Annotated in this window: 16 protein-coding genes; 8 read left to right on the forward strand and 8 right to left on the reverse strand. The window is 68.9% G+C overall.

Going from position 1 to position 18294, the window contains the following annotated elements; translation table 11 throughout:
- Positions 1 to 87 precede the first annotated feature (87 nt).
- Together A5771_RS06940 and A5771_RS06945 are read left to right on the forward strand one after the other, a co-directional pair.
- Positions 88 to 1386: an adenylosuccinate synthase gene (locus A5771_RS06940; protein ID WP_064854473.1), complete on the forward strand. Its 1299-nt coding sequence runs from the start codon at positions 88 to 90 to the stop codon at positions 1384 to 1386.
- Positions 1383 to 2021, forward strand: coding sequence for a PaaI family thioesterase (locus A5771_RS06945; protein ID WP_064854474.1), 639 nt, complete (start codon positions 1383 to 1385; stop codon positions 2019 to 2021). Before A5771_RS06940 ends, A5771_RS06945 begins: the two co-directional genes overlap by 4 nt.
- A gap of 46 nt (positions 2022 to 2067) precedes the next feature.
- On the opposite strand, the gene A5771_RS06950 is transcribed toward A5771_RS06945, so the two are convergent.
- Both A5771_RS06950 and A5771_RS06955 read right to left on the reverse strand, forming a co-directional pair.
- Positions 2068 to 2424: a DoxX family protein gene (locus A5771_RS06950; protein WP_064854475.1), complete on the reverse strand. Its 357-nt coding sequence runs from the start codon at positions 2422 to 2424 to the stop codon at positions 2068 to 2070.
- Positions 2425 to 2435: 11 nt separating this feature from the next.
- Complete coding sequence (locus tag A5771_RS06955) at positions 2436 to 4034, reverse strand: Na+/H+ antiporter (protein ID WP_064854476.1); 1599 nt, start codon at positions 4032 to 4034, stop codon at positions 2436 to 2438.
- A gap of 79 nt (positions 4035 to 4113) precedes the next feature.
- On the opposite strand from A5771_RS06955, the gene purT reads away from it, so the two are divergent.
- Genes purT through A5771_RS06970 form a run of 3 tightly spaced genes read left to right on the forward strand, consistent with a single transcriptional unit; the run spans position 4114 to position 7042 of the window.
- Entirely contained in the window at positions 4114 to 5373 is a 1260-nt protein-coding gene (gene purT / locus A5771_RS06960; RefSeq protein WP_064854477.1) for a formate-dependent phosphoribosylglycinamide formyltransferase, read from the forward strand.
- Positions 5374 to 5420: 47 nt separating this feature from the next.
- Positions 5421 to 5825: a rhodanese-like domain-containing protein gene (locus A5771_RS06965; RefSeq protein WP_064854478.1), complete on the forward strand. Its 405-nt coding sequence runs from the start codon at positions 5421 to 5423 to the stop codon at positions 5823 to 5825.
- Positions 5822 to 7042 carry an O-succinylhomoserine sulfhydrylase gene (locus tag A5771_RS06970; protein WP_064854479.1) on the forward strand — a complete coding sequence of 407 codons (1221 nt, stop codon included), beginning with the start codon at positions 5822 to 5824 and terminating at the stop codon, positions 7040 to 7042. The genes A5771_RS06965 and A5771_RS06970 overlap by 4 nt, the downstream gene beginning before the upstream one ends.
- Here the strand turns inward: A5771_RS06970 and A5771_RS06975 are convergent.
- Complete coding sequence (locus tag A5771_RS06975) at positions 7027 to 7893, reverse strand: SDR family oxidoreductase (protein ID WP_064854480.1); 867 nt, start codon at positions 7891 to 7893, stop codon at positions 7027 to 7029. The genes A5771_RS06970 and A5771_RS06975 overlap by 16 nt on opposite strands.
- Before the next feature lie 38 nt (positions 7894 to 7931).
- Entirely contained in the window at positions 7932 to 8693 is a 762-nt protein-coding gene (locus A5771_RS06980) for an isocitrate lyase/PEP mutase family protein (RefSeq protein WP_064854481.1), read from the reverse strand.
- Between the two features lie 398 nt (positions 8694 to 9091).
- Between A5771_RS06980 and A5771_RS24285 the strand changes: the two genes are divergently transcribed.
- Positions 9092 to 10510, forward strand: a complete 1419-nt coding sequence (locus A5771_RS24285; RefSeq protein ID WP_064924529.1) for a PGRS repeat-containing protein — start codon at positions 9092 to 9094, stop codon at positions 10508 to 10510.
- A gap of 46 nt (positions 10511 to 10556) precedes the next feature.
- Here the strand turns inward: A5771_RS24285 and A5771_RS06990 are convergent, their stop codons facing one another.
- Genes A5771_RS06990 through A5771_RS07000 form a run of 3 tightly spaced genes read right to left on the reverse strand, consistent with a single transcriptional unit; the run spans position 10557 to position 14466 of the window.
- Entirely contained in the window at positions 10557 to 11696 is a 1140-nt protein-coding gene (locus A5771_RS06990) for an acyl-CoA dehydrogenase family protein (protein ID WP_064854483.1), read from the reverse strand.
- Entirely contained in the window at positions 11696 to 12880 is a 1185-nt protein-coding gene (locus tag A5771_RS06995; RefSeq protein ID WP_064854484.1) for an acyl-CoA dehydrogenase family protein, read from the reverse strand. The genes A5771_RS06990 and A5771_RS06995 overlap by 1 nt, the downstream gene beginning before the upstream one ends.
- A gap of 47 nt (positions 12881 to 12927) precedes the next feature.
- Positions 12928 to 14466, reverse strand: a complete 1539-nt coding sequence (locus tag A5771_RS07000) for an acyl-CoA synthetase (RefSeq protein ID WP_064854485.1) — start codon at positions 14464 to 14466, stop codon at positions 12928 to 12930.
- Between the two features lie 403 nt (positions 14467 to 14869).
- On the opposite strand from A5771_RS07000, the gene A5771_RS07005 reads away from it, so the two are divergent.
- On the forward strand, positions 14870 to 15466 hold the full coding sequence (locus A5771_RS07005) for a hypothetical protein (RefSeq protein WP_234782982.1): 597 nt from the start codon (positions 14870 to 14872) through the stop codon (positions 15464 to 15466).
- A 16-nt stretch (positions 15467 to 15482) separates the two neighbouring features.
- Positions 15483 to 16601 (forward strand): alkaline phosphatase family protein, encoded by a 1119-nt coding sequence (locus tag A5771_RS07010; protein WP_064854486.1) that lies wholly within the window; start codon positions 15483 to 15485, stop codon positions 16599 to 16601.
- A gap of 65 nt (positions 16602 to 16666) precedes the next feature.
- On the opposite strand, the gene A5771_RS07015 is transcribed toward A5771_RS07010, so the two are convergent.
- Positions 16667 to 18163, reverse strand: a complete 1497-nt coding sequence (locus A5771_RS07015; protein ID WP_064854487.1) for a potassium/proton antiporter — start codon at positions 18161 to 18163, stop codon at positions 16667 to 16669.
- Positions 18164 to 18294 lie beyond the last annotated feature (131 nt).

Raw genomic sequence — 18294 nt, forward strand, 5'->3', positions numbered from 1 at the left:
GGCGTTCAACGCGCTCCTTGAGAATCGCTTCAGATAAGCTCAGTCACCGGCTGGACCACAGTAAGCCAAGACAGTTAGCGAGGATCCATGCCGGCAATCGTCGTCATCGGCGCTCAGTGGGGCGACGAGGGCAAAGGAAAAGCCACCGACCTACTCGGCGAACGAGTGCAGTGGGTGGTGCGCTACCAGGGCGGCAACAACGCCGGCCACACCGTGGTGTTGCCCACCGGGGAGAACTTCGCGTTGCACCTGATCCCCTCGGGGGTGCTGACGCCGCACGTCACCAACATCATCGGCAACGGTGTGGTGGTCAATCCCGGGGTGCTGCTCGACGAGCTGGCCGGCCTGGAGAACCGCGGCGTGGACACCTCGCGACTGCTGATCTCCGCCGACGCACACCTGCTGATGCCCTACCACGTCGCCATCGACAAGGTGACCGAGCGATACATGGGCAGCAAGAAGATCGGCACCACCGGCCGCGGCATCGGGCCCTGCTACCAGGACAAGATCGCCCGGATCGGGATCCGGGTCGCCGACGTGCTCGACGAGGAGTCGCTCGCGCAGAAGATCGAGGCCGCCCTGGAGTTCAAGAACCAGGTGCTGGTCAAGATCTACAACCGCAAGGCGCTGGAACCGCAGCAGGTGCTCGAGGATCTGCTCACCCAGGCCGAGGGCTTCAAGCACCGCATCGCCGACACCGCGCTGGTGCTCGGTGCGGCGCTGGACCGCGGCGAGAATGTACTGCTGGAAGGTTCGCAGGGCACCCTGCTCGACGTCGACCACGGCACCTACCCCTACGTGACGTCTTCCAACCCCACCGCGGGCGGTGCGGCCGTCGGCTCCGGTGTCGGCCCGACCCGCATCACCACGGTGCTGGGCATCCTGAAGGCCTACACCACCCGGGTCGGCTCGGGCCCGTTCCCGACCGAATTGTTCGACGCCCACGGCGAATACCTGTCCAAGACCGGCGGTGAGGTCGGGGTGACCACCGGCCGGAAGCGGCGCTGCGGCTGGTTCGACGCGGTGATCGCGCGCTACGCCACCCGGGTCAACGGGATCACCGACTACTTCCTGACCAAGCTCGACGTGCTGTCGTCGTTGGAGACCGTGCCGGTCTGTGTCGGCTACACGGTCGACGGCAAACGTACCGACGAGCTGCCGATGACCCAGGAGGAATTCGCCCGCGCCGTACCGGTTTACGAAGAACTGCCGGGCTGGTGGGAGGACATCTCCGGCGCCCGCACCTTCGAGGAGTTGCCCGCCAACGCCCGCGACTACGTGTCGCGGCTGGAAGAGATTGCCGGAGCGCAGGTTTCATGCATCGGCGTCGGGCCCGGCCGGGAACAGACCATCGTGCGCCGCGACGTCGTGCGGAACCACGCGTGAGCGACGGCGGGCCCGAGCAGCTCGATCCCGACTACGCCAGCCACGGTGGGTTCCCCGATTTTGCGGTCGTCGTGCCGAGCCCGGGGTTTGCCCGGTTCGTCACCACGATGCGGCGCCTGCAGGACCTGTCGGTGTCCACCGCCCCTGACGACGCCACCTGGGACGACGCCGCCGACCGCGTCGAGGAGCTAGTCGGTCTGCTGGAGAAGTTCCCGGCGTCGCAGGCGGTCGCCCCGGCCGGGCGGGCGCCGTCGCTGCCGGGCATGGGCAGCCTGATGCTGCCGCCGTGGCGCATCACCCGCTTCGAGCCCGACGGTGTCTCGATGACGGGGTGGTTCAGCCGGTTCCACGTGGGCGGCAACTCCGCGGTGCACGGCGGGGTGTTGCCGCTGCTGTTCGACTGGATGTTCGGGATGGTGGTGCACGCCGCGAACCGCCCGATCAGCCGGACGGCGTTTTTGCACGTCGACTACCGCAAGGTCACCCCGATCGACACCAAACTGCTGGTGCACGGCCGGATCGAGAAGGCCGAGGGGCGTAAGGCGTTCATCGGCGCCGAGCTCACCGACACCGACGGGACCGTGCTGGCCGAAGCGCAGGGCCTGATGGTGCGGTTACTGCCGGGCCAGCCTTAGCGTCGACCGCGAGCGCGGCGGAGCCGGGCGCTGCGGGTCGGCGCAATCAGGCTGAGCTCGGGCCCTTGACGGTCATTGCGGCGAACAGGGCCAGAAACGTTGCGGCGGGGATGGTGTTGGGGATGCTGTCGCGGACTCGGATGTGGGCACCCACCGCGAGCACAAAATACAGCGTCAACGCCGCGGTGGTGATCCGGGCCAGCACCGGGAACCGGTGCACCGACAGCAGGCCGACCGCCGAGGCGACCTTGATGATCGGCAGGATCGGGCGGATCTGCTGGGAGCACTGGACGGTGTCGAGTGCTTTGGCGATGAACGGCACCGGGATGGCGCAGGCCACCGCGTCGGCGACTTGGAAGGCCGCCAGCCCCGTGTAGGCGTTCGGCGATGTCAGTGCGCTCATGCCGCTCAAGGCTAGTCCAGGTTCAGCGTCGCCTCTTCAAGATCCAGCCCGTGCAGCAGGCTGCGCAGCACCTGGTCGTCGATGCGGCCGAGGTCGCGTTCGGCGACCAGCGCCGCCCGCTCGGCGGCCAGCATCTCCAGCCGCAGCCGGCGAAAGGCCGCGGCGGCGGTCTCGTCGCTGTCGTCGTTGTCCGGGTCCAGGCGGCGCAGCCGTTCCCGGGCCGCGTTACGCCGCCGGGTGTTCCAGGTGCGCAGCGCGTCGGCGGCGCGCTCGCTGGCCGGCGACGGCTCGCTGGAGGCGAGCACCTCATCGAGCCGTTCGGCGGCCGCCAGGGCCGCCTTGTCCTGTGCGGCCGCCGCGGCGATCGCATCGTTGCGGTCCTGATCGGTGCGAACATCCAGCCGCCGGATCAGCCACGGCAGTGTCAGCCCGTGCAGCAGCAGCGTGCCGACGACCACCACGAAGGTCAGAAACACCAGCTGCGGGCGGCCCGGGAACGGTTCCCCGACCAGCGTCGTCATCGGCACACCGAAGGCGGCCGCCAGCGACACCACCCCGCGCATCCCGGCCCACGCCAGGATGAACACCTGTCCGGGGGTGGGGGCGGGCTCGCGTTGCCGGATCCCGGCCGAGAGCCTCCGCGGCAGGTAGGAGAACGTCAGCACCCACACGCCGCGCACCGCCAGCACCGTCGCGAACACCAACAGCGACGCGACGGTCAGGGTGGAGAAGCGTACGCCCTGCATGTTCTTCACCACGGTCGGCAGTTGCAGGCCGATCAGCAGAAACGCCAACGATTCCAACACCAGCTGCACCGCGCGCCAGACCGCCTGGTCCTGCAGCCGGGTGGCGTAGTGGGCCCGGGTGAAGCGCTGTCCGAGGATCAAGGCGGCGACCACCACCGCGAGCACCCCGGAGCCGTGCACCTCCTCGGCCACCAGGTAGATGACGAAGGGGGCCACCAGCCCGACGGCGCTTTCCATCAGCGGATCGGTCAACCTGGCCCGGATGACCACGATCAGGGCCCCGAAAAGCATCCCGACCGCCACGCCGCCGACGGCCGACAGCACGAATGTCGCCAGGCCGGTGCCCCAGCCGGTCGCGGCGCCGATCGCCGCGGCCAGCGCCATCTTGTAGACGGTCAGCGCGGTGGCGTCGTTGAGCAGGCTCTCCCCGCCCAGCAGGGTCATGATCCGGCGCGGCAAGCCGACCCGGCGGCCGACCGCGGTCGCCGACACCGCATCCGGCGGCGCGACGATCGCGCCCAAGGTCAGCGCGGCCGCCACGGTGAACTCCGGCACGGTGTAGTAGGCCACCACACCGACAGCGACGGTGGTGGCCAGCGGCAGGCCGACCGCCAGCAGCATGATCGAGCGCCGGTTGCGGCGCATGTTGATATAGGAACTCTCCAGCCCCGCCGACCACAGCAGCGGCGGCAGGATCACGAACAGCACCAGGTCGGGCCGCAGCGCGATGTCGGGCACCGCCGGGATCAGCCCGACCAGCAGGCCAACGATCACCAAGACCAGCGGCGCGGACAACTTGTGGCGCCGGGCGATGGCCGCCACCAGCACTGCGGCCACCAGGGCGCCCAACAGTGTGGGGTTCACCGTCGTTCACACCTCCGTCCGCGTTCACCCTTATCCTTGAGCACCATGCAACATTGCCTTGGCGCGGGAGGGTAGGGCGGTGGACGGCGAGGGGGATGAGTTCGCGACCGAGCGGTTGCCCGCCGACGGTCCCAGTCGGACCCGGGTGGCACTGCTCGGCTCCGGGGAGCTCAGCCGCGAACTGGTGACGGCGCTGCAGCGCCTGGGCGCCGAGGTGATCGCGATCGACCGCTACGCCGACGCCGCGTTGCACGGGATCGCCGACCGCTCGGTGGTGGTGGATCTGAGCGACAACGACGAGCTGGCCGCGGCGATCCGGTGGTTGCAGCCGAAAGTCGTGGTGGTCGCCTCCGACGTGGTGGCCACCGACGCCCTGACCGCCGTTGTCGACACCGGATTCACCGAACTGGTGCCCGGCCTGCGCGGTGCCCGGCTGACCGGCGACCCGGAAGGGTTGCGGCGGCTGGCCGCCGACGAGCTCGGTTTGCCGACCGCGCCGTTCTGGTTCGCCGGTTCGGTCGAGGAACTGCGGGCGGTGGCCAAGCACGGCGGATTCCCGATGGTGGTCAAACCGGTGGGAGACGCCCTGGGCGAGGGCCGCTCGGTGATGGTGCGCGACAGCGACATCGAACCCGCCTGGCAACGCGCGGTGTCGGCCGCCGGTCCGGGCGCACCGGCCCGGGTGCTGGCCGAGACGGTGGTCGAGTTCGACAGCGAGGTCACCCTGCTGGCCGTGCATCGCGACGGCGCGGACGGCCCGGCACTGGATTTCTGTGCGCCGATCGGGCACCGCACCGAAGAGAACCCGAACGGGCAACTGACAGTGGAGCTGTGGCAGCCCTACCCGATGAGCAAGGTGGCGCTGGATGCGGCCAAATCGGTTGCGGCGCGCATCGCGCGGGCACTCGGCGGTCGCGGCCTGTTCGAGGTGCAGTTGCTGGTACACGGCGACGAGGTGTACTTCACCGGCGTCAACGTGCGGCCCTACGATGCCGCGCTGCTGACGTTGCGCACCCAGCGGCTCTCCGGTTTCGAATTGCAGGCACGCGCGATCCTCGGGCTGGCGATCGACGCCATCATGGTCTCGCCCGGCGCCGCCCGGTTGATCTACTCGCGGCGGCCGTCCCCGGGCGGTGCCCCTGCCGAGGCCACCGCCGACAGCGTGGCCGTGGTCGCCGATGCGCTCAGCGTGACCGAAAGTGATGTGGTGGTGTTCGGGCACCACGAGGGTCACCCGCGCCGGCGGCTGGGGTTGGCGCTGGCCACCGGTCCGGACGTGGCGGTCGCCCGGGGCCGGGCCGAGCAGGTCGCGGCCGTTCTGGGCAAGTTGTGGCCTTGACCGTTGCCTTTTGGCACGAGCCCGCCGTGGGTGCGAGACTTCCGCAGGTGAGCTACGCAGGAGACATCACCCCCGAGCAGGCCTGGGCGCTACTGCGCGACAACCCGACGGCGACGCTCATCGACGTGCGCACCGACGCCGAATGGCGCTTCGTGGGACTGCCGGACTTATCCGGTCTGGACCGCGAGGTGGTCTGCATCGAGTGGGTCCACTCCGACGGCAGCCCCAACGTGAATTTCGCGCATGAGCTGGCCGCGCGGGTGTCGGCCGGGCCGGCGGTTTTCCTGTGCCGCTCCGGAAACCGCTCCATTCCGGCCGCCGAGACCGCCACCGCGGCTGGCATCGCGCCGTCCTACAACGTGCTGGACGGTTTTGAAGGCCAGCTCGACGAGCACGCGCACCGCGGCGGCAGCGGTTGGCGCGCAGTCGGATTGCCCTGGCAGCAGTCGTGAGCGAACGCTCGGGTTCATGCGCGCCCAAACCGCTGCCGGACGGGGTCAGTCAGGCCACTTTGGGGGTGCGCGGCGGCCTGCTGCGCTCGCAGTTCGACGAGACCGCCGAGGCGCTGTTCCTCAGTTCGGGTTATGTCTATGAGTCGGCGGCCGCCGCGGAGCAGGCATTCACCGGTGAGGTCGACCGGTTCGTCTACTCGCGCTACGGCAATCCGACCGTGTCGATGTTCGAGGAACGGCTCCGACTGGTCGAGGGCGCCCCGGCGGCGTTCGCCACCGCCAGCGGCATGGCGGCGGTGTTCGTCTCGCTCGGCGCGTTGCTGGGCGCCGGTGACCGGTTGGTGGCCGCGCGCAGTCTGTTCGGGTCGTGCTTCGTGGTCTGCAACGAGATCCTGCCCCGTTGGGGGGTCGAGACGGTGTTCGTCGACGGCGACGACATGGCGCAGTGGGAGCAGGCGCTCTCGGTGCCCACGAAAGCGGTGTTCTTCGAGACGCCGTCCAACCCGATGCAGTCGCTGGTCGACATCGCCGCGGTCACCGAGCTGGCCCATGCCGCCGGCGCGAAAGTGGTGCTGGACAACGTGTTCGCCACTCCGCTGCTGCAGCAGGGCTTCCCGCTCGGGGTGGACGTCGTGGTGTACTCGGGCACCAAGCACCTCGACGGCCAGGGCCGGGTACTCGGTGGGGCGATCCTGGGCGACCAGGACTACATCGACGGCCCGGTCCAGACGCTGATGCGGCACACCGGCCCGGCACTGAGCGCTTTCAACGCCTGGTTGCTGCTGAAAGGCCTTGAAACACTCGCGGTTCGGGTCGACTACGCCAACGCCGCGGCGCTGCGGATCGCGGAGTTCCTCGAGCAGCATCCGGCGGTGCGCTGGGTGCGCTATCCGTTTCTGGCGTCGCATCCGCAGCACGACCTGGCGCGCAAGCAGATGTCCGGAGGCGGAACCGTCATCACCTTCGAACTCGACGCCCCCGAAAGCGCCGCCAAACAGCGAGCGTTCGAGTTGCTGGACAAGTTGCAGCTGATCGACATCTCCAACAACCTCGGGGACGCCAAGTCGCTGATCACCCACCCGGCGACCACCACCCACCGGGCGATGGGGCCCGACGGGCGCGCCGCGATCGGTCTCGGCGACGGGGTGGTGCGGATCTCGGTCGGGCTGGAAGGCACCGACGACCTGATCGCCGACCTGGATCAGGCGCTGGGGTAATCCTTCTCGATGACCCCGGTGGCGTGCTGGGCGCGGTCTTCGTAGGCCTTGCGGGCCGCGGTGTCCAACTGCAGGAACACCGTGTCGTTGTGCGTCTTCTTGTTGAGCCAACGGCGGGCCCGATCCGGCAGCAGGGTCGCCAGGATCGCGGTGCGACGCCCGAAACTCGGCACCGACACCAGCGTCTTCGGCTTGTCGAGCACCTTGACCACCGCGGCAGCGATGTCCTCGGGCTGCACCGGCTTCTGTGCCGCCGACGGCGTCGTGCCCGAGATCAGTTCGGTGTTGGTGAAGGTCGGCAGCACCGCGCTGATCGCCACACCCTGCGGCGCGAACTCGTCGGCCATCGCGGTGCTCAGGCCGACCACCGCGAATTTGGTTCCGGCGTAAAGCACTTGGCCCGGAACGGCAACGATCCCGGCCATCGAGGCGATGTTGATGATGTGGCCGGCGCGGCGTCTGACCATCTCGGGCAGCACCAGCTGGCAGCCGTTGAGCACGCCGTAGAAATTGACCTCGGTCGCCGAGCGGATGGTCTCCTGGCTCTGGCCGAGGAACGGCCCGACCGGCATCACCCCGGCATTATTGATCAGCACATCGATATGGCCGGCACCGTCGGTGCGGGCCTTGTCCAGGAACGTCGAGAAGGACTCACGGTCGGTGACGTCGAGCGGGTAGCCGCTGACCGGGTTCCCGGGGCCGAGCTGCTGTACCGCCTTGTCGAGCACACTCACGTCGCGGTCGCCGATGACGACCCGGGCGCCGCGAGCGAGCAGGGCGGCGGCCGTCGCGAGCCCGATCCCGCGGGCGGCACCTGTGATGGCAATGGTCTTGCCACGAATGTTGTCCACGCGACGAACTTAACAGGTGTCAAGTTCGTGGGAAAGCCTCAGGACCAGCGGGCCAGGATCTCCCCGGCGTGCTTGCCCAGCGCGGCCTGCAACAGCGGCCCGAAGCTGACCCGGCCGATCCCGAGCTCGCCGAACGAGGCCGGGTCGTCGGAGTCGGGGGCGGCCAGCGCATTGACCGGCTTGGGCAGCCCGGCGGCCAGGGCCCGCAGTGTCTCCGCATCGTGGCGCCCGACCGGGTAGAGCACGTCCGCGCCGGCTTCGGCGCACTGCGTCAGCCGCGCGATGGCGCGGTCGATGCGGTCCGCGTCGTCGCCGTCTTTGCGCAGGAACAAATCGGTGCGGGCGTTGATCACCAGGTGCGTGCCCGCGGCGTCGGCGGCTGCGCGCAGTGCGCCCACGAACTCGGCATGCTCCGACGCCGAGCGCAGCCGCTTGTCTTCGCTGTGCACCGAGTCCTCGATGTTGCAGCCGACCACCCCGGCCGCCAGCAGGCCTTCGACCAGCCGCTCGGCGGATTCGGCATAGCCCGACTCGATGTCGAGGGAGACCGGCACGTCGACGGCGGCGGTGATCTGGCGGACCCGGCCCAGCACCTCGGCGAACGACATCCCTTCGCCGTCGCTCAGGCCCATCGATTCGGCCACCGGCTTGCTGCCGATCGTCAGCGCCGCGAATCCGGCACCTACTGCCAGCTTGGCTGACCACACATCCCACACGGTCGGCAGGATCACCGGATTGCCCGGCTGGTGCATTGCCAGGAATGCCGCCGCCCGCTGCCCAAGAACCTCGTGACTCGTCATTTTTACAACTCTTCCATGTGGTATTTGACGGCCGCTCAGCGGGGCCGGGCTTGTGGCGAATGGTCGAGGAATGCGGACGAAGTGTCTCCAACTCCCTTCGGGTCGGCTTCGCCGGCGGGTAAGGACTGCAACGGTGTTCGACTGAAGTCCGAAAACATGGAGCGAACTGCGTTGGGATTCTTGGGTTATCGCGGGTTTTGCTGGCATCGGCGGTGGGTATAGCCCCGCTGAATTCCGGGTGGGGGATGAGACGGCCCCGTGATTCAGCATAAGGCTTGCAGTGCCGTAGGCCGTTTAGGAAAGCAACCGACTTTGATTCGCACGTAAGGGAAGTGGCACAGATGACCGGTCAATGGATTACTCGGAGTCTGGGCGCGGGGGCGGCAGCGGCTGCGTTCATGGCGTTCACCGTCTCGCCAATGGGCGCGGCGCCCAAAGCTCAGGCCGACGAGCTGGACTGGCTTCTGGACCTGTTCAGCCCCACCGACTGGGCGGCTCCGGCCGCGGACACCGGGGCGACCACCTTCAGTTGGGATGCGCTGTTCGACCCGGCGAGCGCGGGAGCGGCTGACGGCAGCGAGGGTGACTGGTTCGGCGGCCTGCTTGGGAGCCTGTTCGGCAACTTGTCGGTCGACGCGAACACCTACGCCATGATCCACACCTGGGAGCAGGATTGGATCACCAGCGACTTCGGTCAGTTCGTCGACAACTCGATCAATACGCTTTCTGGCCAGTTCCTGATCGGCAATGGTGCCGACGGTATGGACGGCGGCACGCTGGCCGACGCGGCCGGCGGCAACGGCGGGCTGTGGTTCGGTGACGGCGGCGCCGGTGGCACCGACGCCGACGGCGTGGGCGGCGTCGGCGGTGACGCCGGCTTGATCGGTAACGGCGGCATGGGCGGTGAAGGAGCCGACGGCGGCGCCGGCGGTATGGGCGGCACCGGCGGGACGCTGATGGGCGTCGGCGGTGCCGGTGGCACCGGCGGCACCGGTGTGGACGGCGGCGTCGGCGGCATCGGCGGCGACGGTGGCGCCGGGTTGGGCACGATCTTCGGTACGGGCGGTGTCGGCGGGACCGGCGGCGCCGGATATGAGGGCGTCGCGAATGGCCAAGGTGGCGACGTGACCGCCGGGAACGGCGGGGCCGGCGGCAACGGCGGCCAGGGCTCGACCATCGGTGGTAACGGCGGGGTCGGTGGCGCCGGTGGCGAGGCCACCTCCAACGGGTCGGATGGCACCGCTTTCGGCGGGGACGGCGGTGATGGCGGTGACGGCGGTGTCGGCGGTCAGGTGATGGGCGACGGCGGGGCCGGCGGGGCCGGCGGCGCGGCCACGGCCAACGGCTCGGGTGGCAACACCGTCGGCGGCGACGGCGGCGACGGCGGTGACGGCGCCGGTGTGGCCACGCCGGCGACCCCGGGGCCGGTCGGCGGTGACGGCGGTGTCGGTGGGGCCGGAGGCGACGCGCTCTCGCACGGCATGGGTGGCACCGCCACCGGTGGTGACGCCGGTGACGGCGGCAACGGTGGTCAGGGTGGTGCCGGCAACGACGGTGGGGCCGGCGGCAACGGCGGCAATGGCGGCAGCGCCCGGGCCACCGGCTCGGACGGTCTTGCGGCCGGTGGTGACGGCGGTGACGGCGGCAACGGCGGACCCGGTGGCGTGGGCGCCGCCGGCGGTCCGGGTGGTGAGCCCGGTGCGCCCGGGTCGCCCGTCGTCAACGGCAACGGCAGCACCGGCACGCCCGGCGCACCCGGTCAGGCCGGTCAGCCCGGTGCGGACGGCCCGCCTGCCGGTTCCGGCAGCGGTACCTGATCACGCGACTGAACGCACGACGGCGCCGCCGGTGGCGCCGTCGTAGTCAGAGCCCCAGATCCTTGGCGATGATCGTCTTCATGATTTCGTTGGTGCCGCCGTAGATGCTCTGAATGCGGGCGTCGACGAAGGCCCGCGACACCGGGTACTCGCGCATGTAGCCGTATCCGCCATAGAGCTGCAGGCAGCGGTGCGCGGTGCGGAACTGCACGTCGGTGCTCCACCACTTGAGCTTGGCGGCCCGCGCCGCGGTCAGCTTGCCGTCCAAGTGCGCTGCGATGCAGTCGTCGAGATAGGTTCGGGCGACGTCCAATTCGGTGGCCACCTCGGCCAGCACGAACTGGGTGTTCTGGAATCCGGCGATCTCGGTGCCGAAGGCGCGGCGTTGCTTGACGTACTCCAGGGTCTCGGTCAGCACCCCTTCGGCGGCGGCGACGGCACCGACTCCCAGCGAGAGCCGTTCCTGGGGCAGGTTGCGCACCAGCTGGTAAAAGCCTTGCCCCTCTTCGCCGAGCAGGTTGTCGATCGGCACCCGCATGTCGGTGAACGCCAGCTCGGAGGTGTCCTGGGCGTGCAAGCCGATCTTGGCCAGGTTGCGGCCCCGGTGAAACCCGGGTGTGTCGGGCTCGACCACCAGCAGCGACAGGCCCTTGTATCGGTCTGCGCTGGTGCGGACCGCGACCACGAACAGATCGCCGGTCTGCCCGTTGGAGATGAAGGTCTTGGCGCCGTTGACCACATAGTGCTCGCCGTCGCGGTGTGCGGTGGTGGCGATGCCGGCCAGGTCGCTGCCGGTGCCGGGCTCGGTCATCGCGATGCCGAGCACCGTCTCGCCGGTCACCACGCCGGGCAGCCAACGCTTCTTCTGCTCCGCGTTGGTCAGATCGGTCAGATACGGCAGCACCACGTCGTTCTGCAACGAGAACGCGATCGCCTCGGCGGCGGCCCCGGCCCGCTGCAGCTCGTCGACGACGATCGCGTGGTAGCGGAAGTCATGAACATCGGGGCCGCCCAGGTCCTCTGAAACCGGAAATCCGAGCAGGCCCAGCCGGCCTGCCTCGACGAATATCGAACGATCCCAGCTGCCATCACGTTCCGCGTCCTCATGGGTGGGCAGGACGGTGGTTCGCGCGAAATCTCTTACCAATTGCCGGAATTGGTGATGCTCGGATTTGTAGCTCAGCATCAGCGGAAGGCGCCCAACCCGGTGAACGCCTGGCCCAGCACCAGCTGATGCATCTCCGGGGTGCCTTCATACGTCAGCACCGACTCCAGGTTGACCATGTGCCGGATCACCGGGTATTCCAGCGAGATCCCGTTGCCGCCCAGGATGGTTCGCGCGGTGCGGCAGATCTCCAGGGCGCTGCGGGTGTTGTTGAGCTTGCCGAAGCTGACCTGCTCGGGGCGCAGACCGATGCCGTCCTTGAGCCGGCCCAGGTGCAGCGAGAGCAACTGACCCTTGTGTAGTTCGACGGCCATGTCGACGAGCTTGGCCTGGGTCAGCTGGAAACCGGCGATCGGCTTGCCGAACTGGGTGCGCGCCATCGCATAGTCGCGAGCCGATTGCCACGCCGAACGCGCGGCACCCATTGATCCCCAGATGATTCCGTAACGCGCCTCGGACAGGCTGGCCAGGGCGCCCTTGACGCCGCGGGCGTGCGGCAGCATCGCCTCGGCGGGTAGCCGCACGTCGTCGAGCACCAGTTCGCTGGTGATCGAGGCGCGCAGCGAAAGCTTGTGGTGGACGGTGTTGGCGGAGAAGCCGGGGGTGTCGGTGGGCACGATGAAGCCGCGGATGCCATCGTCGGTGGCGGCCCAGACCACCGCGACGTCGGCGATCGACCCGTTGGTGATCCACATCTTGCGGCCGTTGAGTATCCAATCCGATCCGTCGCGTTTGGCCCGGGTGGTCATGGCAGCAGGATCGGAGCCCACGTCGGGCTCGGTCAGCCCGAAGCAGCCGATCACCTCCCCGGTGGCCATCCCCGGCAGCCACTGCTGCTTCTGCTCTTCGGAGCCGTTGTTGTAGATCGAGAACATCGCCAGCGAGCCCTGCACGCTCACCAGTGAGCGCAGGCCGGAATCGGCGGCCTCCAACTCCACGCAGGCCAAGCCGTAGTGCACCGCCGACGCCCCGCCGCACCCGTACCCGTGCAGGTGCATGCCCAGCAGCCCGAGCTTGCCGAATTCTTTCGCGAGCTCGCGGGCGGGTAGGTCGCCGATCTCGAACCATTCGGCGATGTGGGGCATGACGTGTTCGGCGCAGAACTCCGCGACGGTGTCCCGCAGCGCGATCTCGTCGTCGGACAACAGGGTGTCCAGGCTCAACGGGTCGAGTGGGTCGAATTCCGGGGTATTACCGTGTGCCATCAGCTCATCCTGCCACCGTTGACGGCGCACAGCTTGCCCGGCTGAACTCAACCTTTCGGTTCGTCCGACAGCGCCTCGCGCAGCTGATATTTCACGACCTTCCCGGACTGGGTGCGCGGCAGGGCGTCGACGAACTCCAGCCGGATCGGCAGCTTGAACGCCGCCAACTTGCCCCGGGCGAACTCGCGCAACTCGTCCAGCGTCAGGGTGGTACCCGCCTTCAGCGCTACCACCGCCGTCACCGCTTCGCCCCACTTTTCGTGCGGGGTGCCCAACACGGCGACTTCGGCGACGGCGGGATGTCCGTAGAGCACGTCTTCGACTTCGGCGGGGTAGACGTTCTCGCCACCGGAGATGACCATGTCCTTGACCCGGTCGATCACCCAGACGTAGCCCTCGTCGTCGGCCTGGCCGATATCGCCGGTGTGAAACCACCCCTCGGCGTCGATCACCGCGGCGGTGGCCTCGGGGTTACGCCAGTAACCGGCCATCACCTGCGGCCCGCGGACGCAGATCTCGCCGCGCGCACCGGCGGGCACCGGGTCGTTGTTGGCGTCGACCAATCGCACATCCGACAGCGGCAGGACCTGATTGCCGGCGGCGCCGATCTTCGCGCCGACCTCGTCGGTGCGCAGCACCAACGCCAGCGGCGCGGTTTCGGTGAGCCCGTATCCCTGCGCGAACGGGATACCGCGCTGCCCGTAGCGCTGGATCAGCGACTCGGGTACCGGCGCGCCGCCGCAGACGAAGTGGCGCACGCTGGACAGATCGGAGTCGGCGAATTCCGGGTGCTGACTCATGAACAAGAACATCGCCGGCACCCCGAACATGGTGGTCACCCGGTGCTCGGCGATGAGCCGGAGCGCTTCGCCCGGATCGAAGGCGGGCATCAGTACGATCTGGCCACCCTTCTGCAGGGTCAGCAGGGTGGTGACATTGAGTCCGCCGATGTGAAACAGCGGTGCGCAGACCAACGACACGTCGTGCTGGCAGGTGTCGAACGCCAGCAGGGCATTGAAGTTGTTCCAGAACAGGTTTGCGTGAGTAAGCATCGCCCCCTTGGGCCGTCCGGTGGTCCCCGAGGTGTACATGATCACCGCGACCTCGTCGGCGTCGGCGAACACCGGGTCAGCCAGCGGGGCGCCGTGGGTGAGCAGGTCGTCGACCACCTCCCAACCGTGAACCGGCGCCAGGGCGATCGCGCGTTGTAAGCCGGCCTGGGCGCGCACCGGGTCGATCACTGCGGCGCGCTCGGCGTCGGCCACCAGCGTGTGCACTCCCGCGTTGCCCAGGATGTAGCAGAGCTCGTCGGCGGTGAGCCGCCAATTCAGCGGTACGAATGCCGCGCCGATTCGGGCGGCGGCGAACAACGTGACCAGAAAGTCGGGGTGGTTGAGGCCGACATAGCCGACCCGGTCGCCGCGGCGTGTCCCGCCGGCGCCCAGTTCGGCCGCCAGCCGGTCGATACGATCCGCGAAATCCCGATACGTCCAGGTGTTTTCGCCGAAGGTGATCGCCGGCAGCTTCGGCGTTGCCGCCGCCCGTCGGGCGATCCAGGAGCCGAGGTCGATAGGAGCGGTGCTCACCCGGTGAACGCTAACGCCAGAGCCTTCCGTCGGGGCGCGATTCGCCGCGCCGAGCCCATGGGCCGCGATCGGGGCATTTATCGCTCGGCCTGATTTTTTTGTGCCGGACGGCGTGAATCTTCGGTAAAACATCGGAGCGGCGGGGGGATTTATGTGGATAGCTGAATTATTCGGGGTGATTTTAACTGTAAGCCATTGTGACCGGCGTCTCAATTGCAGCGATCACCTGGGGAAACGTCGTTTGGAGTGGCCTTGGTGGCGTATCGGGTGACGTTAGGTGAACGGCTTTTGAACATTGTTATTCAGAGGCTTTTCGGCTCGCGTAATTGGACGCCGCACGGCTAAATTCGTCCACGTCGAGCTGGCCAGTGCTCGGCGTTGTCCTCGAGAAGGGTTCACCGAGATGAGCGGTCGCCGGCGTGGCGGTGCGGGACCGGGCTGGAAACACAGCTCAGTTGCGGCGTTGGCGGCGCTCGGATGCTGCCTGCTGTCCGCGCCGACAGCCAATGCCGACTTCGACGACCTGCTCGACACGGTGCTCGGCGCGGCGACCGCCGGTCCCGATCTGGGCGACGTGGGCGGTGTCCCGGCAGACCTCGGCAGCTTCGACGTCCAGAACGTCCTGAACGATCCGCTGGCTCAACTCGACCAGGTGTTCCACGGCTCGACGGGGCAGTTGGGTCTCGGCGAACCGGCCTCGGGTCCCGCCGACACCAGTCACGACACGGGTACTACGCCCGACACGCCTGCCGGCACAACGCCGGAAACCGGCTCCGGCTCCGGTGCCACCACCGGTTCCGAGCACACGGGCTCGGGCGGCAATTCCAGCAACTCGTCCAGCCTGCCGAAGTTCAGCCTCCCCAGCGGCGGCAATGGCGGCGGTGGCAGCGGTGGCGGCGGCGGCGGTGGCAACGGGGCCGGCAACAATGCCGCCAAGACCAAGTCCAACACCAGCGGCACTAACGCTGGACCGACGCCCCAGCCGGCGGCCGTGCCGTAGGTGGCAGTCTGAACCGGTGCCCGGTTCAATCTGCGACATCCTGCCGTCCGCGGCCGCAGCGCTCGGTGTTCCGGGCGCAACCGACGCCCTCGGTTTGATAGAGCAGATCGGCGAGGTGCGGCGGCTGGCGGTGGTGCTGGTCGACGGGCTGGGCTATCACCTGCTGCCGCAGTTGGCGGCCGACGCGCCGCTGCTGGCCGCGGTGCTGGCCGGTGCCACCGGGCAGCTGACCGAGCTGGACTGCACCTTCCCGTCGACCACGCCGACCAGCCTGGTCTCGCTGGGCACCGGTGCGTCGCCGGGGGAGCACGGCGTGCTGGGCTTCACCGTCAACGTGCCCGGCACCGATTCGGTGCTGACCCACATCTTCTGGGCTGACGAGCCGTCGCCGGGGTCCTGGCAGCCGGTGCCGACCTGGTTCGAACGACTCCGCGACGCCCGGATCAGCGCCCGGGCGGTGCTGCCGGAGATGTTCATCGGCAGCGGACTGACCGAGGCCGCCTACCGGGGTGCGGAGTTTCGCCCGGTCGCCAAGGGCGAGCACTACGCCGCGCGGGTCGCCGCGGAACTGGCGGCGGCACCCGGCCTGGTCTACGGCTACACCGCGGCGCTGGACCACGCGGCGCACGTCTCGGGTATCGGCTCAGGCCACTGGCAAGCCGCGGCGGCCAAAGTCGATGCGCTGCTGCGTCATCTGCTTGACCACCTGCCCGGCGATGCCGCGCTGGTGGTCACCGCCGACCACGGCGGGCTGAACGTGCCCGAGCGGGCGCGCATCGACCTCGATGCCGACCCGCGGCTGCGCTCCGGAATCCGGGTGGTGGCCGGCGAGCCGCGGGTGCGCTACCTGCACACCGAGCCCGGTGCGACGGCCGACGTGCTGGCCACCTGGACCGAACTGCTCGCCGGCCGGGCGCTGGTCCAAACCCGCGAACAGGCCGTGGCCGCAGGCGTTTTCGGGCCGGTGCGCGAGCAGCACCTGGCCCGTATCGGTGACATCGTGGTGACCTGTAGCGGCGACACCGCGATCCTGGCGACCGAGCACGAGCCGCCGCAGACCGCGCAGTTGGTGGGTTTCCACGGCGGGCCCACCCCGGCCGAGACCGCGATCCCGTTGATAACCCTCTCCCGTTGACTCTGCGTCCACCAGGCAGGTCACTCGCACTTTTACCTGGTACGCGCAGAGTCAACGCCCGGTGGTCACTCCGAGTCGCCGTACTCGTCGAACCAGTGGGCCAGCTTGCCGCGCCGGCTCACCGCGCGCAGCCGGCGTTCTGCGGACGCGCGGGTTTTGCTGGTGGTGACGATCAGCAGCTCGTCGCCGGCGGTGATCCGGGTGTCGGGCTGGGGGACGAAGGTGTCGCCCTTGCGGATGATCAGCGTGATGACGCTCGGGTCGGGTAGCCGCAGCTCGAGCACCGAGACATTGTGCAGCTTCGATTCGGGCTGCACCGTCATCGTCAACAGTTCGGCCTCCAAGACGTCCAGCGGGGCCGCCTCGACCTGGATCTCGCGGGTGGTGTCGCGCGATATCAGGCCGAGCCAATGGGCGAACAGGCCCAGGCTGGGGCCCTGTACCACGGTGTAGACCACCACCAGGATGAACACGATGTTGAGCAGCCGGTAGCTGTCCGGGACGCCCTCGACGATCGGAAACGTGGCCAGCACGATCGGGACCGCGCCGCGCAGGCCCGCCCAGGACAAGAAGATCTGCTCCCGCCATGGCACCCGGAACCAGATCAGCGAGGCCACCACCGACAGCGGCCGGCTCAGCAACAGCAGCACCGCCCCGATCACGAGTGCCGGGACCAGCTCCCCGGACAGCTGGCTCGGGCTCACCAACAGCCCCAGCAGTACGAACAGGCCGATCTGCGCCAGCCAGCCCAGCCCCTCGGCGAACGAGCGGATCGCCGCGCGGTGCGGCAGGCCGGAGTTCGCCAGCACCACGCCCGACAGGTAGGCGGCGATGAAACCACTGGCGTGCGCCGACGCGGCGGCGGCGAAGGCCACCATGCCCAGCCCGAACGTGGCCAGCGGGTACAACCCGGACGCCGGCAGCGCGGCGCGGCGCAGCATCATCGCCCCGAGCAGCCCGGCGACCAAACCGATGGCCGACCCGGCCACCAGTTCGTAGACGACGCTGCCGACGGCGTGGAGCGGCGCGATCGTCAGCGGCGTGGTGCTCAGCATCAGCACCACGATCGCCGCCGGCGCATCGTTGAAACCGGACTCCGCCTCCAGCAGACCGGCCACCCGTCGCGGCAGCGGCAGCACCCGCAGGATGGAGAACACCGCGGCGGCGTCGGTGGGCGAGACGATCGCGCCCAGCAGCAGCGCCAGCTGCCAGCTGACGCCCAGCAGCAGATGCGCGGCCACCGCGATCACCGCCATGCTGACCACCACGCCGACGGTGGCCAGCACCGCCGCCGGTGCCAGCAGCCGCCGGATGTTGCCGAACGTCGTCGTCAGACCACCTTCGACCAGGATCACCGCGAGCGCGGTCGTGCCCAGGTCACTGGCGAGTTGCACATCGGAGAAGTCCAGCCCGAGTCCGTTGTTGCCGATCGCCACCCCGACGAATAGGAACAGCAGCAGGCTGGGCAGTCCGACCCGATCCGCCGCCCGAGTGGCGATGATGCTCGCCAGCAGCACCAGACCCCCGATCAGCAGGGCCAGGTAGAGCTGTTCCAGGCTCATCTGATCCCCATTCGGGCCGGCGGTGGTGGTCGAATCCGATCGTGTGATTCGCTCATGGTCAGCGGGTTCGTGTTACCTGTCAGTAAATCAGTACCGCCGCCACCACTGTGGTACACCCGGATCAGCCAGGG

The organism is Mycolicibacter sinensis (genome assembly GCF_001667375.1).
Classification (GTDB): domain Bacteria; phylum Actinomycetota; class Actinomycetes; order Mycobacteriales; family Mycobacteriaceae; genus Mycobacterium; species Mycobacterium sinense_A.